Consider the following 24,339-nt stretch of genomic DNA (forward strand, 5'->3'; position numbering starts at 1 on the left):
CAGGAAGCTCTCAAGCTGTCCCATGGGGTTCCGCAAACTTCCCCCGGATACTGGGCACATGAGCAGCAGTCAGCCGCGCGCGGGCGCCACGGTCCTGGTCGTCGAGGACGAGCCGAGCATCGCCGACGTCCTGGCGATCACCCTGCGGTTCCACGGCTTCGAGGTGGTCACGGCCGACGGCGTGCACGCGGCCCTGGCCGCGGCCCGCACGGCGCGGCCCGATGTCGTGCTCCTGGACATCTCGCTGCCCGACGGCGACGGTCGCCAGGTGTGCCGCGTGCTGCGCGCCGAACGACCGGAGATCGCGGTCGTGTTCCTCACCGCCCGGGACTCGCCCGCCGACGTGGTCAAGGGGCTCACCCTCGGCGGCGACGACTACATCACCAAGCCGTTCAACGTCGACGAGCTGGTCGCGCGCACCCGAGCGGTGCTGCGGCGCACCCGGCCGACGCCGGACGAGAGCACGCCGCCGCCCCCGCCGCCGCCCGTACTGCGGCACGGCGACCTGGAGTTGGACGAGGCGACGTACACCGCGCGCCGGGGCGGTCGCGGCGTGGAGCTGACCCCGACCGAGTTCGCGCTGCTCCGCCACCTGATCCGGCACGGCGACCGGATCGTGCCGAAGGAGCAACTGCTGCGCGAGGTGTGGCGGTACGAGCACGTGGTGGAGTCGACGGTGGTGGAGACGTACATCTCCTATCTGCGCCGCAAGCTCGACCCGCTCGTGCCGGACGGGCCGCCGCTGATCACCACGCGGCGGGGCGTGGGCTACGGGCTGCGCCGGACGGCGGACCGCGGTATATGAGCGGCGGGCGCGGGGAGCGGGGCGACGTGGGCGGATCGGGCGGGCGGGTGCGCGGGCCGTTTCGCCGTCGCGAGAGGAAGCCCGGGATGGACGGCTGCAACGAGATCGTGCCGCCGGGCACGCGGAGTCGGAGGTTCCCGCGCCGCGCCCGGCAGCGTCCGCACATCGTCGCCATGCGGGCACACTTGGCGCTGAGCAGCATCGCGGTGCTCGCGATCGGACTGGCGCTGCTGATCTGGATCAGCATGATGGGCATTCGGCACTACCTGGAGTCCCGGGTCGACGAGGACCTGACCGCGGGCCGGACCGGCATCGAGCGCACCGGCATCAACACCGCGCAGATGTCCCTGCTGTCCTCGATGGCGAGCCTGCGCGAGGCGCTGATGTCGGCCGGTCTCGACGGCAAGACCTTCGCGGTGGTGGACGCGCGGGGCACCGCCCTGTCGGTCGGCGCCCGGCCGCCCGATGCCCTGCAGCGGGCCCTGGCGGCGATGGTTCGGAATCCGGGCGACCCGGCGTGGCACGACCGGCCGCGCGCCATCTCGCTCGCGGGCGAGCACTACCGGGTCGTCTCGGCGCGCCTCAGCGACGGCAACCACATCCTGCTCGCCCGCTCGACCGAGGACGTCGACGGCGTGGTGGACAAGGTGGTCCACTTCGAACTGCTGGCCGGAGGCGCCCTGTTGGTGCTGCTGGGCGCCTTCATGTACTTCGGTGCCCGGTGGCGGCTGCGACCCCTGGAGGACATGGTCGAGACGGCTTCGGGCATCGCCGAGGGCGGTCCGGACCGGCCCGACCTGTCCGCGCGGGTGGGGACGCGCAAACGTTCGTTCAGCGAGGTCGAGCAGCTGCGGACCGCGTTGAACGCGATGTTGCAGCAGGTCGAGTCGGCGTTCGAGATCCGCGAGCGCGCGGCGTCGCATCTCAAGCGGTTCGTGGCCGACGCGTCGCACGAGCTGCGTACGCCGCTGGCGGCGATTCGCGGCTATCTGCAGCTGTACGAGAAGGGCATGCTGGCGACGGAGGAGGAGCGCACCCGGGCCCTGGGCCGGATGGCGGCCGAGGCCGAGCGCATGGCCCGGCTGGTGGACGAACTGCTGGCGCTGGCCCGGCTGGACCAGCGTCCGCGGTTGTTGTCGCGGCCGATCGACCTGGTGTGCGTGGTACGCGACGCGGTCGCCGACCTGAGCGCGCAGCAGCCGGATCGGCCGGTGCACGTGGACACGCCCGAGGCGTGTGTGGCGTTGGCCGACGAGACGACGCTGCGCCAGATCGTCGGCAATCTGCTGGCCAACGTGCGGACCCATACGCCGGTGTCCGCGGCCGTGTACGTGTCGGTCTCGCCGTCCGAGGGCGAGGGCGACGGCGGGGAGCGGCGGGTCGTGTTGCGGGTGCGCGACGAGGGGCCGGGGATGCGACCGCAGGATGCCGAGCGCATCTTCGACCGCTTCTTCCGGGCCGCGCGGGAGCACGGCGCGAACGGCACGGCGAGCGGCGCCGGTTCGGACACGGGCAGTGGGCTGGGCATGGCCATCGTGTGGGCGGGCGTGGCCGCCAACCGGGGCGAGGTCCGAATCGAGACCGAGCCGGGGGCGGGCCTGACCGTCGTGGTCGAGCTGCCGGCGGCGGCCGTGGGGGCACGGTCGGAGGACGACGCGTCGCCTTCCGGGACGAAGGCGGAGGCCGTCCGAGTGAAGGCGGAGGCTGCCGAGGCGAAGGGCGAGGGCTTCGGGGTGGAGGGCGCGGTCGCGGGCGCGCCGTCGCTGGTGCCCCGGGTCGCGGAATCCGGCTAGGGCGCCGTCCGGGCCTACTGCCGGTGTTCGGCGTGGGTGTACCTGCGGGTGTACGTCACGCGAGCACCCGGATCGGGGTCGATCCGGGTGCTCGCGTGCGGGTCGGGCCGGGGTGGTGGGGCCGGTTCAGTTCAGGGTGATCTGGCGGTTCAGCAGACCGTTGCGGGCGCTGCGCTGACGCGGCGTCAGCGGGCTGGTGTCCGCCATCGCCGCGGCCAGCCGTTCACCGAACTCGCGCGCCGGCTTCTCCACGTCCTCGGCGGACATCGAGGTCGGCAGGTCCCACACCGGGACGAGCAGCCCGTGCGCGCGGAACGAGCCGACGAAGCGGGTGCCCTCGCCCAGGCTCGACTCGCCGGCCGCGTGCAGCCGGGCGATGGCGTCGAGCAGTTCCTCCTCCGCGTGCGGCATCACCCAGCGCAGGTGGTTCTTCTCGGTGGTGCCGCACCAGTACGCGGCGTCGACCGAGGTCAGCCGTACGGTCGGCATCGCCGCGGCGTTCGCCCGCTCCAGCGACGCGCTCACCTCGGCGTTCATCGCGGTCGGGTCGTCCACCCAGAAGTCGAAGCCCTGGTGGACGGTGATCTCCAGCGGGTGGGAGGGGTCGAGCAGGTCCTGGAGGCGGTCGCCGGACTCGGGCAGCGGACCGGGGGCCACCGACGTGCCGTCCTCCTGCGCGAGCGCGCGCTCCAGCGCGTGTGCCAGGTCCCGGGAGACGTCACCCGAACTGGTGTGCGTCTGCAGGCCGACCAGGATGGTGCCGTCGGCGCGACGCAGCGCGGGCCAGGCCATCGGCAGCACGGTCGCCAGCGTGACGGTCTGCTCGGCGTGCTCGCCGGTGAGCTTGAGCTGCGCGGTCGCGGCCGGGACCAGTTCGCGCAGCGCGATCCAGTCGCACTCGTTCGGCAGTCCCTGGAAGGGACGCAGGACGAGCGTCTCGGCGGCGGAGGCCGCCTCGCGCCCGTGACACGCCTTGTACCGGCGGCCCGAATTGCACGGGCAGGGTTCGCGACCGCCGACGGCCGGGACGGATCCCGTGGCGGCTGCGGTCTGGGTCTTGTTGCCGGTGTGGCCCTTCAGCGCGGCCTTCTTGCCCATGCTGCGGTCTCTCCGCCTCGGTGTCGGGGGGATGGTGGTCGACGACTCACCGGATCCGAGGGTACTGAGTTCCGCGGGCATGGGGTGACGCTCGAACACGTGGCCGAGGGAGGCGGCGCGGTCGGGGCCCGGGTGGGCGGGTCAGTCGAGCGGGTCCACCGCGTCCAGGTCGAATTCGTCCCACAGGCGGTCGGCGGCGCTCGACTCGATCGGGACCAGCGCCCACACGGTGACCTCGTCGGGGGTGCCGCGTACGCCCCAGTCGGCGGCGAGGGTGCCGATGATCGACAATCCTCGGCCGCCGTGCGCGCTCAGGGACGGACTGGCCTGGCGCGGACGGGTCGAGCTGCCGCCGTCGGTGACCTCGATGGCGAGAAGGCCGTCGGGGCGCACCCACCACGCGGCGCGGACGTTGCCGGAGGGCAGCGCGCGGGCGTGCCGCAGCGCGTTGCTCAACAATTCGGAGAGGATCAGCACCGCGTCGTCCACGACGCCCCGGGCGATGCCGCGGTCGTCGAGGTCGGTGGCGAGACGGTGCCGAGCCGCGGACACCCCGACCGGAGCGTGCGGTACCAACACCGCCGCGGAATCGGGCACCCCACGGGCCACGACCATTGCCACCCCCGGCCTCCTTCGTGCACACGCCTGCCTCGCGCACATGTCTCGCGCGTCGGGCTTGAGATGCCCGATGCCGGCGGACGGGAAACGGCGGCGCGGCACGCGCTCCGACTCGCCCAGGGGCGTATAGGGGTATGCGATCCCGCCAAGACGGATATAACGCCCCGAAAGGCTACCAGCGTACGCCCCCCAATAGGGGCTAACCGGACAGCTGGGACAGGACCTGTCGTGGCCGATTCGTGATGATGGCATCCACGCCGAGCCGCAGGCACAGCTCGACATCCTCGGGGGTGTCCACGGTCCACACGTGTACCCGGTGCCCGGCGCGGTGCAGGCGGGCGACGTAGCGCGGATGGGCCCGGACGATGTCGATGCTGGGGCCGGCGATCCGCACCTCGCGGGGCAGCGTGCCGTCGCGGAAGAGCAGCGGGACGTGCTCCATCAGGAACACGGTGGGCAGCGAGGGCGCCATCAGCCGCATCCGGCGCAGGGACAGCTGGGAGAAGCTCATCACCCGGATCAGCGACGGGTCCTCGTCGGCCGGCTCGGACAGGCCGAAGCGCTCCAGCAGGTCGACCAGCCGGCGCTCGACCAGACCCGCGTAGCGGGTGGGGTGTTTGGTCTCGATCGCCAGGCGCACCGTGCGCGGCGCGTCGACCACGAGTTCGAGCAGGCGTTCCAGGGTGAGAACGGACCTGCGGTCCCAGTCGGGTGCCTCCGGCTCGTCCGGGTGTTCGCGTTCGACGCCGGATTCCCTGCCGGACTCCTTCCAGGAGCCGAAGTCGAGTGCGGACAACTCCGCGAGCTCCAGCGTCGAGACGATGCCCCGGCCGTTGGAGGTGCGGTCGACCTTGCGGTCGTGGACGCAGACCAGGTGGCCGTCGGCGGTCAGTCGGACATCGCATTCGAGTGCGTCGGCGCCGTCCTCGATGGCCTGGAGATAGGCCGCGAGCGTGTGCTCGGGGCGGTGTCGGAGGCGCCTCGGTGGGCGACGACCTGCACGTTGGCGCGCAGTGGGCGCGCTCCGGTGGTGGACACGCCACAATCGTGCCATCCCGAGGTGAGCGTGGGGTGACGCCGGGATGTCGGGCGGTGGCACGGGTCGGGCTCGTGCGGGTCGCGGGTGGCGCCCCGGGTTCGGGCGGGGGGTGGCCTGTGTGGGGTCCGGATCGGCTTCCGTAGGGTTGAGGATCGGCTTTCGGCGTGACGGGGTGGTGGAAATTCCGCTGATTTCCGCGCGGTTTTCGTTCCGGTGCGGGCGGTCCGACCTGCGTGGATAACCCCGGGATAAGGGGCGTGGGCGGCTCGGGCCGTCGGCGCTTACGGTGTTCAGACAGCGCGTCGGGAAGTCTGTGAGCACAACGATTCCGAAGTGTGTGGGAGGAAGACCGTGAGTGACGATCGCGACGTGACCGGCGAAGTCGGTTCACCGGTGCCGGGGGAGGCCCACGGATCGTCTCCCGCCACACCGCAGCCGGCTCGCCCGGAGGGGCGCTCCGACGTGTCGGCGGAGCCGGAGTTCCGGGCCGAGGTGCCGGTCAAGCCGGTGCAGGCGCCCACCGTGGGACAGCCGCAGGGCGAGGCGGTGCCGCCGACGCCGGTCGGGCCGCCGACCGCGCAGTTGCCGCCGACGGGTGAGCCGGGCGCCGAGGTGCCGGCGGCGTTCGCGGCCGGGCCGGGTGCGGGAGGTGCGGGGGCTCCGCCGTTCGGGACGGGCGGTGCCTATCCCGGCTACCCGGGCTACCCGGGCTTCGGTGCGCCGCCCAAGCCGAAGCGCCGCCCCTCGGGGATCCTGGTCGCGGCCGTGGTGGCCGCGCTGCTCGCCGGCGGGGTCGGCGGCGGCGTGGGCGCGTGGATCGTGGACCGCGACGACAAGCCGTCCTCGGCCGGCGTCAGCCCGTCCTCGTCGCCGGTGGACCCGGCCTCGCTGAACCGCTCGCCCACGAGCGTGGCGGGCATCGCCAAGCAGGCGGTCCCCAGCACGGTGACGATCAAGACCAAGGGCAAGGTGTCCGGGCAGGGCACCGAGACCGGCACCGGGGCCGGCTTCGTCTACGACAAGCAGGGCCACATCCTCACCAACAACCACGTGGTGTCGCTGGCCGCCGCCGGGGGCGAGCTGTCGGTGACCTTCTCCGACGGCACCACCAAGCCGGCCAAGATCGTCGGCCGCGCCGAGGGCTACGACCTCGCCGTGATCAAGGTCGACGACATGCCGGCGAGCGTGCAGCCGCTGCCGCTCGGCGACAACGACAAGGTCGCGGTCGGCGACCCGGTGATCGCGATCGGCGCGCCGTTCACCCTCTCCAACACGGTGACCACGGGCATCGTGAGTGCCAAGGACCGCCCGGTGGCCTCCGGGGACCAGCAGAAGGTCTCCTACATGAACGCGATCCAGACCGACGCGGCGATCAACCCCGGCAACTCCGGCGGCCCGCTGCTGAACGCGGCCGGCGAGGTGATCGGGATCAACTCGGCGATCCGCTCCACCGGTGGCGGCGGCCAGTCGCCGTTCGGCCAGCAGCAGGAGTCCGGCAGCATCGGCCTCGGCTTCGCCATCCCGATCAACCAGGCCCGGTGGGTCGCCGACATCCTGATCCAGGGCAACAAGCCGGTCTACGCGCAGATGGGCATCCTGCCCGACTCGCGCTACACCGGCACCGGCGCGCAGATCGTCGCCCAGAGCCCCAACGGCCAGGACCCGGTCACCGCCAACGGCCCCGCGGCCAAGGCGGGCCTGAAGCCCGGCGACGTGATCACCAGGCTCAACAACCGCGCGATCGGCTCCTACGAGGACCTGTTCAGCGAGATCTGGAGCCACCGCCCCGGCGACAAGGTCAAGGTCACCTACCAGCGCGACGGCAAGGAGGCCACCACCGAGGTCACCCTCGGCCAACGCGTAGGCGACAACTGACCCCCACCCCCCACCTCGGCCGTCCGAACGGGTCGCCCCGGAATCCCCGATGATCCCAGGCATCGCTCATGAGAGACTGATGCCGCCCACACCCCAACGGGGTCGCGGCACTGGAGGACTCGCCTAGTGGCCGATGGCGGCAGTCTTGAAAACTGCTAGCAGGGGTGACTCTGCTCGTGGGTTCGAATCCCACGTCCTCCGCAGGAAGCAGTAGAACAGCGGGAACGTGCAGGTCGGCGGCACTTGGTCGAGGTGACTCGAGCGAGTGCCGCCGACCTTTTGCGTGGGGCACCGGTCCCGCCTTGGTCGAGGTGTGCGTCCCGTGGTGTTGTGTGCGGGGTTCGGCGGTTGTGCCGTGTGTTGGGGAGGGTGGTCGGCCGGGCGGGGGAGATACGTTTCAGGGGACTCGCCACTGTTGGGCCGGGTTGCCGGGGGTGCAGGTGACTACCGATAGCGGTTTGCCGTTGCCGTTGTTGGTGAGGCAGGTCTGGCCGCCGAAGTCCTTGATGTAGACCGCGCCCGATGTCGGGGCGGTGGTCAGGCTCCAGTTGGTGGAGTAGCCGAAGCCGATGGCGAGTTCGGCGCGGTTGACGTTTCCGTACGGTTGGCCGAGGGCCGGGCCGTTCAGGCTGCAGGTGTTGAAGGAGTCCCAGGTCGAGGTCGAGTGCACCCAGCCGTATCGGGTGTGGCCGCCCATGATCACCTCCTTGCCGGCGGTGGGGCCGTCGGCGGCGAGGCCGATGGGCAGGCCGTCGGCGACGCTGGTGATCGCGCCCCACTTGGTGCCGCCGCAGCCCTGGGGGCGGATTGGGCCGGGGGCGGGGCGGGGGTGGTGGGCTTGGGCTTGGTGCCGGTGCCTGCGCTGCTGCCTCCGCTGCCGTTGCCGGCGCCGCCGCCCGGGGTGCCGCCCGCGCCGTTGGACGTGGACGTGTTGGGGGCGCCGCCGCCGGTTTCGGGTGGCGGCGTGCCGTTCGGCGGTTGGTTGCCGGTGGGGTTGCCGCTCGGGGCGCCGGGGGTGGGGTTCGAGGGGGTTGGCGAGCCCGCGACGGGATCGGCGGACGTGCCTCCGGACGTGCGGATTTCGGCTGGGGAGGATTTTGCGTCGGCCGCGTTGGGGGTTCGGTCGGCCTGGGCCTGGGAGGGCTTGAGGTACAGGACGGTGACGATGACGCCGGCGATTACGCCGAGTACCAGGAGTACGGCGGCCAGGCCGTGCCGCTTCCAGGCTCGGGGGGCCGAGGACACGGGCGGTGCGGCGGGTGGGCCTGCCTCGGTGGCGGGCGCCGGGGGCGGAGTCGGCGTCGCGGCGGGGGTGGGGGCGTGATCGGCGGCACCGGGTGGCGCGGGCGCAACGGACTTCGGCGCAGTGGGCTTCTCGTCGGTGGAGGCGGGTGTCACGGACGGATCCGGCTGCGCGGTGGAGGACGCCGGGGTCGGAACGGGCGGCTCGTCGGCGCGCATGGGGGGTGTGCCCGGTGGGTTCTCGGAGGGCGTGGAGGGCGTGGAGGGTGTGGACGGTGTGCCCGGTGGGTTCTCGGGCGGCGCGGGTGGTGAAGCCGGTTGTTTCCCGGCGGCCCCGGGCGGGTCGTGGGTGGTGAGCGCGGCGACGGGCGGCGTCCGTGTCGGCTCCGGTGTCGGTGTCGGCGTCGGGATCGACGCACTCGCCATCGCCTCGCGTGCCGCCGTCGCCATGTGTGCCGCGTCGGGGAAGCGATCCTCCGGTGCCTTCGCCAGCGCCCTCGCCACGAAGGCGCGGACCGGCTCGGGGAATTCGGCCGGGAGTTCGGGCGCGGGCTCGCGGATGTGCCGGAGTACCACCTCGAATACCGCGTCGCCCGTGAACAGCGGCTCCCCGGTGAGCAGTTCGTAGCAGAGCACGCCGATCGCGTACTGGTCGGACGCGGGCACCGCCCCGAGTCCCCGGGCCTGTTCGGGGGCGATGTAGCGGGCCGTGCCGAGCACCGAGTGCGACGCGGTGAGCCTGGTGCCCGCCGTCGTGGAGTGGGCGATGCCGAAGTCGGTGACCGTCACCCGGTCGTCGGCGCCGATCATCAGGTTCGACGGCTTGACGTCGCGGTGCACGATGTCGCGCCGGTGGGCCGCGTGCAGCGCGTCCAGGGCCTGGGCGACGATGCCGAGCGTGCGGTCGACGGGCAGGGTGGCGGCGTCGTCGGCGGCCAACAGCGCGTCCAGCGGCAGGCCGTCGACGAGTTCCATCACGATGTAGGCGACGCGCGGCTCCGCTCCGCTCTCGCCGTAGTCGTGTACGTCGACGATGCCCGGGTGGTCGAGTGCCGCCAAAACCTTGGCCTCACGCCGGAACCGTTCGGCGAACCTGGCGTCCTCGAGCAGCGCGGGCAGCAGGATCTTGACCGCCACCCGCCGTTCCAGCACGCCGTCGTCGGCGCGCCACACCTCGCCCATGGCACCACCGCCCAGCCGCTCGGCCAGCGTGTAGCGGTCGCCCAGCACCGTGCCCCGACCCCACATGCCCCGTTCCCCCGTAGGCTCCAGAGTTTCCGCGCGTCGGCGACGCACGATTCGTCGGGGGCGCTCTCTCCGGATCCGGAACCCGGAAGTGCCCTCGGCAGGCGATCATTTCATCGCACCGTGACACCGGGGTCGCATGGGACTCCCTCGACCGGCTTCGGGATCATGGATCCGGTCCCGTCGCCGACGGCTCGCGGTCGCGTCGAGGCCGGGACAGGCCCGGGTTCGGGCGGACTGAACGGGGAGTGCACATGATCGATCCGTTGCTACCCGACGACCCTCGCGACGTCGCCGGATATGTGCTGCGCGGCAGGCTCGGGCAGGGCGGCATGGGCAGCGTCTACCTGTCGCATACGCGCGGCGGGCAACCGGTCGCGCTCAAGGTGGTCCGGCCCGATCTGGCCCGGGACGCCGAGTTCCGCAGGCGGTTCGAGCGCGAGGTGCAGGCCGCGCGGCGCGTGCACGGGCCGTACACGGCGCCGGTCCTGGACAGCAACACCGACGGCCCGCTGCCGTGGCTCGCCGGCGCGTATGTCGCGGGCCCGCCGCTGTCCGAGGCCGTTCGGGTACACGGGCCGCTGCCCGTCGAATCGGTGCTGCTGCTGGTCGCCGGTGTGGCGGAGGCGCTCGAGGCGGTACACGCGGCCGGCGTGATCCACCGCGATCTCAAGCCGTCCAACGTGCTGTTGGCCGCCGACGGGCCGCGCGTGATCGACTTCGGCATCGCCCGGGCGGCGGACACCACCGCGCTCACCGGCTCCGACGTGATGGTCGGCACACCCGCGTACATGTCGCCGGAGCAGGTACTGGGCAAGCCGGTGGGGTTCGCGAGCGATGTGTTCTCGCTCGCGCTGGTCGGGCACTATGCCGCGACCGGGGACCACCCCTTCGGGCAGGGCCACGCACAGGCGTTGATGTATCGGATCGTCGGCGAGGCCCCGGACCTGAGCGCGAGCCCGGCGGTGCTGCGCGACCTGTTCGCGGCGTGCCTCGCGAAGGAGCCCGCCGAACGGCCCTCGCTCGCGGACGTGATCGAAGGTTGCCGACGCGGTGCCGACGTGACCGTCTTCGTGCGGGGCGCGAACTGGCTGCCTGCGGGCATCGTCCGGGAGATCGCCGAGCGGGAGGCAGCCCCGTCGCCGGCCGCCGTGGACCTGGCGGTGCCGGCCGGCCCGGCGATCCCACCGCCGCCGAAGCCGGCCGACCGGCCGTGGGTCCCGCCACGGCCGTCGACCTCGCCGGCGCCACCGGTACGACCGCCGATGGTGGGCCCGGGGCCGTACGCGGCCGGCTCCGTCGGCTTCCCCGGCCCGCCGCCCCCGTCCCCGCCGGCCCACCCCCACCCCGACGGCGCCACCCGCCGCCGCCCGTGGCCCCGCATCGTGATGGCCGCGGTCGCGGCGGTGGCCGTGGTCGTGGCCGCCGTCCTGATCGTCCCGCCGCTGCTGGACGGTGACGGGGGCGGGGACGGCGGCAAGGACTCCGGGTCGGCCGACGGCTCCAAAACCGACCCCGCCACCGGTCTGAAGCAGATCCACTCGAAGGTCTCCAAGGTGATCGAGGCACCCACGATTCCCGCCGCCTCGTTCCTCGAAAACGACGTCTGCAAGGGAGGTTTCGCCACGCGGATCGACCTGGAGAAGCTCTCGGTCACGCCCGGCCTGCCGGACGCCGAGGACCGGGAGCTGCTGCCGACGACCACGCTCAAGTACGTGGCGTGCCATACCGAGTCGGGTACCGACGCCGACCGTCCGGTCACGGCCGAGCTGCGGTTCCTGGATCCCCGAGCCGTCGCGGGCCTGGTGAGCAGCCCCGACGCGAGCGCCGCGGAATGCCGTACCGCCGCCCGCACCGCGGCATTGCCCAGTTCGGTGCCGCTGACCGTGCTCAATTCGAGCGTCGCGGCGGGCAAGGTGGGGTTCTGCGTCGAGACCACTCGGCAGACCCTGGTGCTGGTGTGGCTCACCGGGGTCCGGGACGCGGACGCCGGACACGGCCTGCGTACCTTCACCATCGCCGCCACCCAGTGGAAGCCCGGATCGTGACGGCGCCCCGACCACGGCGCCGGCGGTCACCGCTCCGCGCCGGGGCGCACCGGATCCCCGTGGAGCACGACGGAGCCCGGGTGGCGCACACCTATATATAGGGGTGCGCCCGGCGCGACTTTCGACGCGAGGGAATCCGCTTTCCCGACGGCCCGGATCGTGATAACACCGGCCCTTTCCCGGGGCCCCGTCTTCCGGAAGGATGTCTTCCGTGCCGGTGTCCTTCGAAAGGGCGGCAAATAGCCCCTCGCAGGGGTGAAAGTGGCGCGGGTCACAACTCCGGATGTGGCCTGGATCGCATTCGGCATACTTTTCCGGCCGGTGGCGGTCCGCTCTCGCAGCGTACATATGCCCAGGTTGGAAAGGGTGTCCCGGCCTGCTGCCGGCCGGTTATACCCGCTGTGCCCACCGACTGCCACGGTCGTATTTGTGATGCCGCTCACTCCACACGTGTAAGTCGGACATAAAGGTGTTTAAGGCTCCCCCGAAATACCGGACCCGAGGCGCTCACACCCGTGCTCGATCGATCGCAGACGGTGATAATTCGACACTGGGTCACCGGGCGAACGCGCAGCGTGTAGAGCCGGTGGTCAAAACGGGCAAAAGGTTCCCAGGTTTGCGGCCCGGTAAACGCGAATCCGGCCCGGAAGGGGCTCCCGAGCGGTGCGCCCGGCTTTTCCGCTACCTATCCTGACCTGCGTAAATGCAAGAGCGGGTTGATAAGGGCCGGATCACCTGTTTATGGTCCTGGCGATGTGCAAATCGCACCTCCTGGGTTCTCGCCGGCACGGCATGGCGGAACTCGCGGTCTGGGAGGGCCGCGGGGTTGCGGCATCGGACATCACGCCTGTGGCGTGAACGTTCGGTTCCGGACGGGGGTGATCCGCAAGGATCGCGCCGGTCCATCCGCCCCAGGGGAATTCCGAGAGGAATGTATGTCTCTCCGCAACGCTTTCGGTCGCACCAACACGCACCGCGGCATGGGCCGTACCCAGCGCCGCCTGCGCACCGCGACCATCGTCGGCGTCGTCGCCGCCACCCCGCTCGTCGGGCTCGCGACCGCGACCTCGGCCGGCGCTGCCACGACGTCCACCTGGGACAAGGTCGCCGAGTGCGAGAGCGGTGGCAACTGGTCCATCAACACCGGCAACGGCTACTACGGCGGTCTGCAGTTCACGCAGAGCACGTGGCGCGCCAACGGCGGTACCGGCAGCCCGCAGGGCGCCTCGAAGGCCGAGCAGATCCGGGTCGCCGAGAACGTGCTCAAGTCCCAGGGTCCGGGCGCCTGGCCGGTGTGCTCGAAGAAGGCCGGTCTGACCCGCGGTGGCGGCAGCCCCGACTCGGGCAGCACCACCCCGAAGAAGGCGTCGACTCCGAAGAGCACGACTTCGAAGACCACGCCGAAGAAGGCCGCCGTCGCGCCGCAGAGCGAGACGCCGAAGAAGTCCGCTCCGGTCACCAAGTCGGAGCCGACGACCGCCAAGGTCGAGACCACCACCACGGCGACCGAGGGCACCTACGTCGTCAAGACCGGTGACACCCTCAGTGCGATCGCCGCGGCGAACAACGTGAGCGGTGGCTGGCAGTCGCTGTACGCGAAGAACCAGGGCGTGGTCGGCACCAACCCCGACATGATCCTCCCGGGCCAGAAGCTGGTCCTGCGCTAGAACCACCCGGGGCCGGGTGTCCCGAACGGTTCGGCGTACGCCGTGTGACGATCGCGACGCGGTGCACGGCGGTCGAGTGAAGAGCGCGAAGACGGTCGGGGGCGGCCGCATCTCCTGTGTGCACACCGGGAGATGCGGTCGCCTCCGGTCGTTGGGAAAGCGGTTGAGGGAAAGACGGCCGCCTGCGGCCGTCGCGGGGACATGTTTCCGGTTCGTTCACCACGGCACCGGCAGCACTACGGCGTGCCGTGGAGGGGACGGAACGTCGCGGGGACCCCGGGCCTGTCTTCGACAGGCCCCGGCGGTCCGTCGGTCGGCCCGGGCGGCACCGTCAGGTGCGGCCCGGGCCGCGCTGCGTCGCGGCCGCCTCGGCGGCGCACAGGGACTCCAGGCGGCGGGCGATCGAGGCCGCGCGCTCGACCAGCAGTCGCGCACGCTCGTGCTCCGCGTCGCTCCACTCGCCGGGGTCCGCGCGATGGCCGCCCGGATGATGACCGTTGTTGCCCATAACCGCTTGGTTCCCACCTGATGGGGAAAATCATTCACGATGTGCCGGCCGATCACTCGTGACGCCGATCACGTCCACCACCGAGGCGGGGCGTACACCTCTGCGGGAGGCCGCCCGTTCGGGCCACACTGGCGACCATGACGACTTTGATCGCCGGGGCGAACATCCCGGTTCCCGCGGGTCCGTTGACCCTGGTGATCCGCCGTACGGCGGACGCGCCGAGTGTGGACGCCTCGGCGCTGCTGCTCGGATCGCACGGCAAGGTGCGTACGGACGCCGACTTCGTGTTCTACAACCAGCCGACCGGCGCGGACGGCGCCGTGCGCCACGTCGGTGCGCACGCCGAGGGCGAGAGTGTGCGGGTCGATCCCGGTGCGCTGCCCGGTGATGTGGAGCGGGTGGTGCTGGCCGCCTCCGTGCACGAGGGCACGTTCGCCGGGGTGGGCGGGCTGACACTGGTGGCGCTGGACGCCGCGGGCGCGGTCGCCGCGACCTTCGAGGTGCGGGCGGGCGGCGCCGAGACGGTGATGGTGCTCGGCGAGTTGTACCGGCGGCAGGGCGCGTGGAAGTTGCGCGCGATCGGGCAGGGGTACGACAGCGGGCTGGCCGGGCTCGCGAGTGATTACGGCGTGGACGTGGGCGAGGAGGACGACGCCGCGGCGGACGGAGCGCCGGTCGAGGCCGCGGCCGCGGTGCCCGTCGGGACGCTGCCGGTGGTGCCGGTGGGCGGTCCGCCGTTGGGTGTCACGCCCGGGTGGGCGCCGCCGCCGTACAGCGACGAGCCGACCATGCGGCTGCCCGCGCCCTCGGAGGACCCGCAACTGGCCGCACTGCCGCCGGAGATGGGCGCGCGGATCTCGTTGCGCAAGGAGGCGGTGCGGATCTGCCTGGAGAAGAAGGGCCTGCACGGAGCGCGGGCCCGGGTGGCGATCGTGCTCGACCGCTCCGGCTCGATGCGCGCGCTGTATGCCGGGGGCGCGGTGGGGCGCCTGGTGGAGCGCATGGCACCGATCGCGGCCCGGCTCGACGACGACGGCGAGTTGGACGCGTGGATCTTCGCCGACGAGTACGCGCCGCTCGACCCGGTGCGGATCCCGGAACTGCCGCGCTGGATCGCGGACAACGTCTACATCGACGGCGGTGGCCGCCGCCCGCAGTCGCCGCCGCTGCCGGACGGATCGCAGCGTTCGCCGGACCTGCTGGCCGGGGTGTACGGCGGCAACAACGAGCCGGCGGTGATCGAGGACATCATCGCGCGCTACCGGCGCGAGCCGGGCGCGCCGGTGCTGGTGCTGTTCTTCTCGGACGGCGGGGTCAACCGGAGCAAGCAGATCCAGCGGCTGTTGACGGACGCCGCCGGGCTGCCGATCTTCTGGCAGTTCGTCGGCCTGGGTCGGTCCAACTACGGGATCCTGGAGCGGATCGACACGATGCCGGGGCGGCTGGTGGACAACGCCGGGTTCTTCCAGGTGGACGACATCGACCGGATCTCCGACGTCGAGTTGTACGAGCGCATCCTCTCCGAGTTCCCGCAGTGGCTGACGGCGGCGCGGACGGCGGGCGTGGTGCGCTGAATCGGGGCGCGGGCGGGTTCACCTACGCCGTGTATCGCGCGTGATGTGCCTGTGCGGCACGCCGTGTGCCCGACGTGATTGGGGGCTGACGCGACGTCACCGGGGCGGTCACAATGGGACATTGTGTCGTCCTTTCACACCACGTCGTCGGGCGGTCGAGGCACGCGGAGGGGTTCCATGGCGATATCGGGCGAATTCGCCGAGTGGGCCACCGAATTGACGATGCGTCATATACCGGTGACGGTACGACGGGCGACGGGTCGGCGAATCCTGACGGCGATCGCGGGCGGGGTCGGCGCGGCCCGGGTGGGCACCGTCGACCCGGCCGTGCACGTCGCGGTCGGCATCGGCGGCCCGCCCGAGGCCGAGTTGATCGGCCATGCCGCCGGCCGGCTCGCGGCGCCCGCCGCCGCACTCGCGAACGGGATGCTGATCGGCGCGGCGGGCCCCGACCCCGCCGATATCCCGGCCGGCGCGATGGCCGTGGTGTTGCCGGTGGCGCTGGCGGTGGGCCAGGAGGTCAAGGCGCGCGGCGACGAGGTGTTGGTGGCGGTGGTCGCCGGGCACGAGATGGCGTGCCGGCTGGGCGGCCGGGACGGCTCGCCCTCGATCGGGATGCTCGGCGCCGCGCTGGCGGCGGCCCGGCTGATGACGCTCGACTCCCGCCGGATCCGGGACGCGGTGGGCATCGCGGGGGAGTTCGCGGGCGGCCCGGTCGGCCGGGGCGGCACGGTCGGGGTGGCCGAGGGGGTCGCGGCCGGCAACGCGGTGATCGCCGCCCGCCTGGCCGCGTCCGGCGCGAGCGGCCCGGTCGGCGGCATCGACGAGTTGTGCCGGGCCCGACTGCTGCGCCCGGAGGCGGTACTCGACGGCCTGGGCGGTCTCGCCGGCCGCTGGGTCTGCGAGGCGCACCCGGCGGCCGAGGTGACCGACTACCAATTCGACCTGGAAACCTGCGAACTCCTCGGCGGCCGGCGCCGCGACGCCAGGGCCCTGGTCGCCGAAATCCGCGCCCTGGCCTTTGCTCCGTCCCTCGACTCGATCCTGTCCCTGACGGTAAAGGTCGCAGCGGGTACCTGACCATCGGCGCACCCTTTCGGAGCCATTGGCCCGACGACCCGATCGGCAGCTCTCGGCCCACGGGAAAGATATGGATTTCCCGAACGAGTCGCGGATCACACGAACGCCCACCGAGGGTTGGCGCAACGCCCCAACTCCCGCATGAGGCACGGCTGTTGTTCCAGGCCGCCGCGGGCCGAACGATCCCTCCGAGAAGCCTGCGCATGCCCCTGGCCGGAAATCGGAGGGTCGACGTATTCCGGCCCGAGTGGTTCGGTCGATCATTTCACGAGTTTTCTTCACCACGCCCGATCAAGGTGCGCGCCGTCCTACTCTCGGCTGGTCCTCGATCGTCAGGGGATATGGATATCGAGCGAGCACATCGATGGGACTGGTGTAAATGAACGGCACATTCCGTCAATTGTGGAGCCACCCGATGATCGCGGGCGTCCGGAGCCGGGTCGCCGCGATGTTCGGAGCGGTCGTCCTACTCGCGGCCGTCGTCCTGACCGGTACGGCGACGGGTACGGCTGCCGCCGCGACGCAGACGTCGCCCGCCGCGCGCGAGGGCGGGTGGTCCTGTTCGGGGGCGCCCGTGCCGGCCGGATACGTCATCACCGCGTACGACCGCACCGGCTGCGACGGCCGAGGATCCTGGTTCCAGCAGCCGGCTCGCGACGGGCTCTGGACCTGCTCGGGCTCGCCCATCGTGACGGGCTACGTGATCACGCAGTACGACCGCGACGGATGCAGCGGCATCGGCGCCTGGTTCCACCGCCTCGCGCGCGACGGCATGTGGACCTGCTCGGGCTCCCCGATCGTGTCCGGCTATGTCGTCACGCAGTACGACCGCAACGGCTGTGGCGGCATCGGCGCCTGGTTCCACCAACTCGTCCGCAACGGCATCTGGACCTGCCCGGGTTCGCCCATCCCGCCCGGCTACCGCAGCACCACCTACAACGCGACGGGCTGCAACGGCCTCGGCGCCTGGTACACGATCCGCGCGTAACGCCCTCGGCGACACCGCGCCCGCCCGGCCCGGGCGGGCGCGGTGTCGCCGCGTCACCAGTCGCAGCCCCAGTCGATGTGGCGCAGGGGGCCGCCGATGTCGTGGCGGGTGACGCGGTGGGTGTTCTCCAGGCCGCGCAGGTGGAGCAGTCGCCGGTCGTCGAGCAGCCGGGCACGCTCGGGGGAGACGTCGCCGACGATGAACCACGACGTCGGCCCACGCTTCGGGGTGAACCACCCACACTCGTGATGCGGCCACCCGTCGGTGAGCGAGGCGACCACGGCGAGGCCCCGGCCGGATTCGAGGCGCCGACGGGGCAGGCGGGTGAGCCCGATCTCGCGAAACACCACGGCCAGAGCGGGCCGCCCCTCGGCCGTGGCGCCGGTGACGTCCAGGACATACGACGCCGCCTCGGCCACGAAGAGCGCTTCACTCACCAACTCGGTGACCATCAACCCGACATCGCCCCGCCGCTCACCACCGATGCCGACCTGGTCACCCACCTCCCACACAAGACGCCGAGCAACCCCCGCCGCGTCGGGAACGGCCGGCAGCGACCGCGACACGACCACGAGCGCGCTGCACGGGCGCGAACGAGGCGGAACGCTCGGGGCGTCGGTGATGAATCGGATCTCACTCATTGGTCACCTGGCACTGCCGGCTTTGGAGTGGCGCTCCCGACTGCACGCACTCGCGGTACCAGGAGACTCCTGCGAAAGATCACGTCCTTCCAGATGCGCAGTGGGGTAGTAAGTGCACCTTCGAAGTCGATCTATCCCATCTAGACCGCGATGCCCAGGTCATCCGCAATGGATACCAGCTCGGTCGGCATCCGGCGCTTGCGCTTCTCGACCAGCCTGCTGGTCACATCCTTCGCGAACGGCTGAACACGGAACCAGTCCGGCGCGCCGTTGCGGACCTCGATCAGGGTTTCGAGGGCTTCGCCGGTCTCCTTCATCTCCAAGTAGGCATTGGCCACGTCGAGTCGATGCCGGGAGTAGTCCTCGACGGTTGCCGCCGACCTCGCCGGTACCGACTTCGCGATCTTGAGGACACGCCGTGCGTCGCCTTGTACGGACGCCTGCTCGGCCAGCTTCATGGAGACCAGGGGTGTGCCGAAGTCACGGTGTTCATAGGCGAGTCGACCCGATCCCGGTCCGATGCGGACAGCCGCAGCTCGCGCCGTCCTGAACAGCTCCGTGGCGACGTCCGGGCGGTTGTTTCTGGTCGCCGCCGATGCCGCCTGCAGCAGGAGCCAACCATAGGTCCCCAGTTGCCAGGGCGTCGCGGTGCGAAACCTGGGTTCGATGGCGTCCGACAGTGCGACGGCCAAGTGCTCCGCTTCGTCCAGGCGGCGCTCCCTGATGAGGAGCCACGTGGTGGTGATGCCCACGGAACCCTCCAAGACGATGTCGCACGAGTCCTGGGCGAGACGAACAGCCTGCGTCAATGCCGCGTGGGCGAGATCCCGGTAATGAAGTTGGATCAGGAACCGACCCGTCAGCCGATACGCGGTGGACAGCGAACGCAGGGCCGAAGCCCGTTCTTCATCGGTTTCCATATGCCGAAGGGTCGACTGCGCATCCGCCAGCAGCGTCGGCAACGTACGTGCCGATGTGTTGAAGTCGGTGGCGTCGGCAAGGCATACGGCCTGTGCGACGGACTCCCGCAGCGCGGTTGCGTCCGGTGCTTCGCCGGTCTCGTCCGTCGAGTCTGGGGCGGCTCCGGGAACGGGATTGAGAATCTGCCGCAGGCGCAGCAGTCCATCAGGCTCGACATCGGGCGTGCCGGCCGTCGCGGCCGGCGTCGTGTCGAGCAGGGCCGTGGTCGGCACCCCCAGCGCGGCGGCAAGCTTGTGCAGCGTGGCGAGTCGCGCACTCAACCGATCGCCGCACTCCAGCTTGCGGATGACTCCCAGCGAGACACCCGACGCCTCGGCCAACTGCTCCTGGGTCAGCCCACGCCTACGGCGTGCCCGGCCGAGCGCTTCACAAATGGTGCGATCTGCCATGGTCTTCTTCCCCGATCGACCGAAAACTTCCCTCCGACCCACCACGGTACGTCCGGCACATTCGTTGTGGAAATGATCTTTTCCGGGCACTCGGAGGAGGCCGCGTCACCCGAAGTCGAGTCGACTCGTGCAGAGTTCGCCACCGTTGCGGACCGGCAGTGTTGCCGAGGAAACGGCGACGCGCACGCTGCCGGTCGAGGTCTGCGCCGATTCCTGTGGTGCCTCCGGCTTCGCCAGGGTGCCCAACCGAGAGAAGGCGGCTTCGGAGACCAATTGCGACGTTGCTCACCTGTCGGGCCGGCGGCCGTCTGCACAGGGTCGGGAAACGCGAAACAGGTCAGTCCCTGATTCAGGGGCTGACCTGTGCTTTGGCGCAATCTTGTGCGCTCGGCAGGATTCGAACCTGCAACCTTCTGATCCGTAGTCAGATGCTCTATCCGTTGAGCTACGAGCGCTTGGTCGGCTTGACCGAGGTCAACAATACATGGTCCCCCGCTCGGGGTGAAATCCATTGTCCGGTGGTGGTGTGAACTGGGCATTTCGTGAGCAATGGGGTTCGGTTGGTGTGGGATCCGCAGCCGAACGGGTGAGGGTGTGTGAGGGGGTTCCGGTGAGCGGCGGGCCCATGGGTCGTGCGGACGGGTGGTGCGGCGCGCGTGGGTGTGGCCGGGTTGTGTTCGCTGCCGGCTGAATTGGGCCTTTCGGGCATGTCGGCGGACGGGGGTATGGCGGGTGTGATCGGTCGAGGGGAAGCTGCGGTGGTGTTCGCCGGGATGGCGGGTGTGCGCGGGTCCGGGTGCGAGCCTCGGATATGAGCCCTATATCGGACATCGTGACCCGAGTCGTGACCCGGGGTCGCCGTGTAGTCACGGAAAGGTCACGGCGATGGACGCGAAACAGCCCGCCTGGTGGGACCAGGCGGGCTGTTCGTCGAGCGGAGGCTCCGGGATTTGAACCCGGGATGGGGATGAACCCAAACCGCATTAGCAGTGCGGCGCCATAGACCGGACTAGGCGAAGCCTCCATCGGTGTTTGCCGACGAGGAACAGATTACTAGGCTCGTCAACGTGACTGCAAAAACAATGGGATAGTCGGTCGTGACATGCCCCGGCGGCGACGGGCAAGATGGCCGTCGCGCAGTCCGAGGACCGGAGGAGGTACGCGCTTCGTGAGCAGCAGGCCATCCCGAGGCGCTGCTCGCCTCGCCGCCATACTCGACGCCCTGCCGGACGCCCTCCTGCTGGTGAATCGCAACGGCACCGTCGTCAACGCGAACGCCATGGCACTGGAAGTCCTGGAGGCGCCGGGCACTCCCGTGGTCGGTCGCGGTCTCCTCGACCTGCTCCCGTCGTTCGACCACCGGCGCATCCCGGGGTCGGTACGGGCCAACGACACCCGCGACACCCGGACCAAGCCGACCCGGATGTCCGCGCACCGCACCGACGGCGGGGTCTTCCCGGTCGAGGTGACCAGTGCCAACCTGCCGGCCGGGTACGACGACGAGTTGCTGATGATCGTCGTGCGCGACCTCACCGGCAAGGTCGACGTCGAGGCCGAACTCGCGCGCCAGCAGCGGCAGACCGAGATGATCCTGCGCGCGGCCTGCGAGGGCATCATCGGCATCGACGCCGAGGGTGACATCGTGCTGGCCAACCCGGCCGCCGCCCGGATCCTCCGCCACCGGGCCAGCGACCTCGGCGGCCGGAACGTGCACGAACTGCTCATGCACGCCCGCGCCGACGGCTCCCCGCTGCCCGCCGAGGAGTGCCCGCCGCTGGTGACCCTGGGCAACGGCCGCCGGCAGCGGCTGCGCGACCAGGTGTTGTGGCGCGGCGACGAGGGCTTCGTGACGGTGGACATGATCACCGCGCCGATCCTGCTCGGCGGCACCGTGGTCGGCGCCGTGATGACCTTCAGCGACACCGCCCGCGAGAAGTCGCTCGGCGAACGTCGGGCGCAGTTGGCCGAGTTGGTGGACACGGAGATACTGGGCCGACTCCAGGCGGTACGCGGCCGGCTGAAGAAGGTGGCCGACGGCGGAGCCGGCGACGTCGGCCATGGCGCCCGCCGGATGGTGCGTCAGGTCGCGGGCGAGTTGGAAAGCCTCGAGGAACTCGCGAGCGAGGTGCTCGCCCACCAGGCGGACGACGCCGACCCCGCCCCGGCATCGGACGACGCGGACACCCCGGCCGAACCCGAGCGGGCGCCGACCACGGTGGACGACCTGGTCGACCGCGCCATGGAGACGGTGACCTATCTCGCCCGGGGCGCAGGCGTGGAGTTCGCGGTCAACGCGTCCCCCGTCGGCGTACGGGTGGACGTCGACGCGATGACCCGCGCCCTGGGCCACCTGCTCGCGGACGTGGTCGCGGCCGGCCCCGAGGGCTCCACCGTCGTGGTCGCGGCGGCCCAGCGCGGCAACCTCGCCCGGATCGAGGTACGCGGCCCCGAGAGCCGCAACAGCGGCGTCCGCGTGCCGCTCGCCCGCGCCGTGGTCGAGGCGCACGGCGGCACGGTCGAGTCGCACACCGTGGCCGGCCGGGGTAGCACGTACGTCGTCGAACTGCCCGCCGACGAGGAGGCCGCCGAACTGGTGGTCAGCTCCGGCGAACACCGCGCGGCCAAGGGCCGCCGCGCCCGCCAGTCCGGCCGCCCGGACCCCGGCGCCGACAAGGCCGGCAAGGACGACAAGGACAACAAAGCCGCCGAGAACGACAAGACGGACGAGGCGGCCAAGGCCGACGAGGACGAGCGGGGCGCGGCCGACCGGGCGGACGGCGACGAGGCGGCGAAGACGGGCGAGGCCGCCGACGGTGCTCCGAAGCAGGCCGACGAACCCGACGGCTCCACGCCCGCCGCGGACGAATTCCCCGACCCCGTCGACTCCGACACGGACGCCGCGACCGCGTCGCAGCAAACGGCCCCGGCGACTTCCGACCGCCCCGCCGCCCCCAAGCGTCGAATCGGCTCCGCCGTCGCCCCCCGCAAGCCCGCGACACCCGCAACTGCCGCCGCACCGGCAGCCGGCGACCGCGAGACCGTCGACCGCGACCCCGAGGACCGCCCCGCCCCCGGCGCCGGCGTCGAACTCGCCGTCCGCGGTCGAGGCGCCCAGCCCCCACGGGCCCGCCTGGAGCCGGTCGGCTCGTCCACCCCGCCCGTACCCGCGCCCCCGCCGCCCGGCTCTGTCGCCCCCGCGCCGCAGGGCCCGTTCGCCCTGCCGGCCGGCACCGTCGCCCCGGTGCCGTTGGTGCCCGCGAGCGGCGGCTCCGACGAGGGCCGGCACGAGCGGCCCGACGCCGAGGCGTACGACGAGGCCGAGGAGGCCGCGCGCAACAACAGCGGCGCGTTCGAGGCGGTCTACCCGCCCCGTTCCCGCCGCGGCCGCGCCGCCCGCGAGCTGCCCGAGGCCGCGGAGAACCCCGCCGGAGCGTCCGGTTCGCACCGCGGCGTCGCGCACCAGGACCCGTCCACCGGTCCGGGCCGGCAACCCGCGACCCCGGCGACGCCCGCCGCCGGCGGCCGGCTCAACGGCGTGCACACCCCGCAGGGCGCCCAGGCCCGACGCCGCCTGTCCACGCCGCCCGCGCCGATCCCGGCGCAGAACCGCGCGGCCGACCCGACCGGGCGCGGCACCAGCGTGCAGGACCGCCCCGGCCGCCCGGCCGCCGCCGACATGCCGACCGAGGTGTTGCCGCCGATCCCGGCCGCGCCGGACCAGCCGATCCCGTTCCAGGGCCGGCGGGCCGGATACCCGGCCGGCCCGCCCGGTGACGCCGAGGCGATGTCCGGCGCGGACCTGCCGACCATGGTCAGCCCGGCGCCGGACGGACAACCGCGTCGCCTCCTGGTCTGGCCCGAGCCGGACACCGCGACCGCGGGCGCGCTGACCGCGCGCGGCTGGAGTCCGCTCCTGGTGCGCTCGCGCGAGGAGGTCGACGCGAGCGTGCCCGTGCAGCCGGCCGCGCTGTTCGTGGACCCGCTCACCGGCCCGATCACCCGTACCGCGCTCCAGTCGCTGCGCACCGCCGCGACCGCCGCGCGGATCCCGGTCCTGGTCACCGCCGGCCTGATGCAGGCCACCCGCGACGCCGCGTTCGGCGCCGACCCGGCCGTACTGCTGCGCTCGCTCGCCCCCGCGGACAGCGCCGGACACGCCTCGCGGGTGCTGCTCGTCGAGGCCAATCCGGACATCGCGGCGGCGTTCACCGCGTCGCTGGAGCGGCGCGGGATGGACGTGGTGCACGCGGCCTCGGAGAGCGAGGCGGTGTCCAAGGCGTCCAGCGTCGAGCCCAACCTCGTGGTGCTGGACCTGATGCTGGTGCGCCGGCGCCGGATGGGCGTGGTCGACTGGCTGCGCAACAACACCCGCCTGCACTCGACGCCGATCGTCGTCTACACCACGCTCGATCTGGTCGAGCACGACCTGCACCGGCTCCAGACCGGCGAGACCGTGCTGTTCCTGGCCGAGCGCTCGACCCGCGAGGACGTACAACAGCGCATCGTCGACCTGCTCGGCAAGATCGCCTCACCCAAATAGACGACGACCCCGAGCACTGCGCCCACCCCGGCCGAGCAAACCGGGCAAACCAAGCAAGCCCGGCGCACCGAGTACACCGAGCAAACCGGGCACACGGCCCCGCCCGATCACCCGCCCCGCCGCCCGGGCACCCCGGCCCGGCAGCGCGAGATCGTGCACGTCCGCACCCGGATCGCCGGCACCCGGGGCCCGCACGGCACCCGCCTTA

General features: G+C 71.8%; 16 protein-coding genes, 3 tRNA genes and 1 pseudogene. 10 read left to right on the forward strand and 10 right to left on the reverse strand.

Annotated elements, in window-relative coordinates:
• The first annotated feature begins 58 nt into the window (after positions 1 to 58).
• Together B4N89_RS15265 and B4N89_RS52610 are read left to right on the forward strand one after the other, a co-directional pair.
• The gene (locus tag B4N89_RS15265; RefSeq protein ID WP_078976388.1) at positions 59 to 805 is read left to right on the forward strand and encodes a response regulator transcription factor; all 747 of its coding nucleotides are present in this window, start codon (positions 59 to 61) and stop codon (positions 803 to 805) included.
• 86 nt (positions 806 to 891) lie between these two features.
• Entirely contained in the window at positions 892 to 2,598 is a 1,707-nt protein-coding gene (locus B4N89_RS52610) for a sensor histidine kinase (RefSeq protein WP_078976389.1), read from the forward strand.
• Between the two features lie 126 nt (positions 2,599 to 2,724).
• Here B4N89_RS52610 and B4N89_RS15275 read toward each other — a convergent pair whose 3' ends face one another.
• The 3 genes and pseudogenes from B4N89_RS15275 to B4N89_RS15285 all read right to left on the reverse strand — a co-directional run bounded on the left by B4N89_RS15275 (position 2,725) and on the right by B4N89_RS15285 (position 5,352).
• On the reverse strand, positions 2,725 to 3,696 hold the full coding sequence (locus B4N89_RS15275) for a DUF5926 family protein (RefSeq protein ID WP_235618627.1): 972 nt from the start codon (positions 3,694 to 3,696) through the stop codon (positions 2,725 to 2,727).
• Between the two features lie 141 nt (positions 3,697 to 3,837).
• Positions 3,838 to 4,311 carry an ATP-binding protein gene (locus B4N89_RS15280; protein WP_078976390.1) on the reverse strand — a complete coding sequence of 158 codons (474 nt, stop codon included), beginning with the start codon at positions 4,309 to 4,311 and terminating at the stop codon, positions 3,838 to 3,840.
• A gap of 202 nt (positions 4,312 to 4,513) precedes the next feature.
• Positions 4,514 to 5,352 (reverse strand): annotated as a pseudogene (locus B4N89_RS15285) (glycerophosphodiester phosphodiesterase).
• 352 nt (positions 5,353 to 5,704) lie between these two features.
• Here B4N89_RS15285 and B4N89_RS15290 point away from each other — a divergent pair.
• A complete protein-coding gene (locus B4N89_RS15290) occupies positions 5,705 to 7,228 on the forward strand; it encodes a S1C family serine protease (RefSeq protein WP_078976391.1) in 1,524 nt (507 codons plus the stop codon).
• Positions 7,229 to 7,340: 112 nt separating this feature from the next.
• Positions 7,341 to 7,429 (forward strand) — tRNA-Ser (locus B4N89_RS15295).
• 196 nt (positions 7,430 to 7,625) lie between these two features.
• On the opposite strand, the gene B4N89_RS15300 is transcribed toward B4N89_RS15295, so the two are convergent.
• Positions 7,626 to 7,925 carry a hypothetical protein gene (locus B4N89_RS15300; protein WP_143657975.1) on the reverse strand — a complete coding sequence of 100 codons (300 nt, stop codon included), beginning with the start codon at positions 7,923 to 7,925 and terminating at the stop codon, positions 7,626 to 7,628.
• 2 nt (positions 7,926 to 7,927) lie between these two features.
• On the reverse strand, positions 7,928 to 9,718 hold the full coding sequence (locus B4N89_RS15305; protein WP_078976393.1) for a serine/threonine-protein kinase: 1,791 nt from the start codon (positions 9,716 to 9,718) through the stop codon (positions 7,928 to 7,930).
• Between the two features lie 251 nt (positions 9,719 to 9,969).
• Between B4N89_RS15305 and B4N89_RS15310 the strand changes: the two genes are divergently transcribed.
• Both B4N89_RS15310 and B4N89_RS53000 read left to right on the forward strand, forming a co-directional pair.
• Entirely contained in the window at positions 9,970 to 11,763 is a 1,794-nt protein-coding gene (locus tag B4N89_RS15310; RefSeq protein ID WP_078976394.1) for a serine/threonine-protein kinase, read from the forward strand.
• Positions 11,764 to 12,698: 935 nt separating this feature from the next.
• A complete protein-coding gene (locus tag B4N89_RS53000) occupies positions 12,699 to 13,430 on the forward strand; it encodes a transglycosylase family protein (protein ID WP_321170691.1) in 732 nt (243 codons plus the stop codon).
• Positions 13,431 to 13,761: 331 nt separating this feature from the next.
• Here the strand turns inward: B4N89_RS53000 and B4N89_RS49795 are convergent, their stop codons facing one another.
• Complete coding sequence (locus B4N89_RS49795; protein ID WP_161500725.1) at positions 13,762 to 13,938, reverse strand: hypothetical protein; 177 nt, start codon at positions 13,936 to 13,938, stop codon at positions 13,762 to 13,764.
• Between the two features lie 137 nt (positions 13,939 to 14,075).
• On the opposite strand from B4N89_RS49795, the gene B4N89_RS15320 reads away from it, so the two are divergent.
• The 3 genes from B4N89_RS15320 (at position 14,076) to B4N89_RS15330 (ending at position 17,580) form a co-directional block, all read left to right on the forward strand.
• Entirely contained in the window at positions 14,076 to 15,512 is a 1,437-nt protein-coding gene (locus B4N89_RS15320) for a VWA domain-containing protein (RefSeq protein ID WP_078976396.1), read from the forward strand.
• Between the two features lie 177 nt (positions 15,513 to 15,689).
• Positions 15,690 to 16,592 carry an MmgE/PrpD family protein gene (locus B4N89_RS15325; protein ID WP_078976397.1) on the forward strand — a complete coding sequence of 301 codons (903 nt, stop codon included), beginning with the start codon at positions 15,690 to 15,692 and terminating at the stop codon, positions 16,590 to 16,592.
• Positions 16,593 to 16,971: 379 nt separating this feature from the next.
• Entirely contained in the window at positions 16,972 to 17,580 is a 609-nt protein-coding gene (locus B4N89_RS15330) for a hypothetical protein (RefSeq protein ID WP_235618628.1), read from the forward strand.
• 53 nt (positions 17,581 to 17,633) lie between these two features.
• Here B4N89_RS15330 and B4N89_RS15335 read toward each other — a convergent pair whose 3' ends face one another.
• The 4 genes from B4N89_RS15335 to B4N89_RS15350 form a co-directional block, all read right to left on the reverse strand.
• On the reverse strand, positions 17,634 to 18,221 hold the full coding sequence (locus B4N89_RS15335; protein WP_143657976.1) for a hypothetical protein: 588 nt from the start codon (positions 18,219 to 18,221) through the stop codon (positions 17,634 to 17,636).
• Positions 18,222 to 18,361: 140 nt separating this feature from the next.
• The gene (locus B4N89_RS15340) at positions 18,362 to 19,591 is read right to left on the reverse strand and encodes a helix-turn-helix domain-containing protein (protein WP_078976399.1); all 1,230 of its coding nucleotides are present in this window, start codon (positions 19,589 to 19,591) and stop codon (positions 18,362 to 18,364) included.
• A 382-nt stretch (positions 19,592 to 19,973) separates the two neighbouring features.
• A tRNA-Arg gene (locus tag B4N89_RS15345) sits at positions 19,974 to 20,046 on the reverse strand.
• A gap of 480 nt (positions 20,047 to 20,526) precedes the next feature.
• A tRNA-Ser gene (locus tag B4N89_RS15350) sits at positions 20,527 to 20,615 on the reverse strand.
• 144 nt (positions 20,616 to 20,759) lie between these two features.
• On the opposite strand from B4N89_RS15350, the gene B4N89_RS15355 reads away from it, so the two are divergent.
• On the forward strand, positions 20,760 to 24,131 hold the full coding sequence (locus tag B4N89_RS15355; protein ID WP_078976400.1) for a PAS domain-containing protein: 3,372 nt from the start codon (positions 20,760 to 20,762) through the stop codon (positions 24,129 to 24,131).
• Positions 24,132 to 24,339 lie beyond the last annotated feature (208 nt).

The organism is Embleya scabrispora, assembly GCF_002024165.1.
Classification (GTDB): Bacteria; Actinomycetota; Actinomycetes; order Streptomycetales; family Streptomycetaceae; genus Embleya; species Embleya scabrispora_A.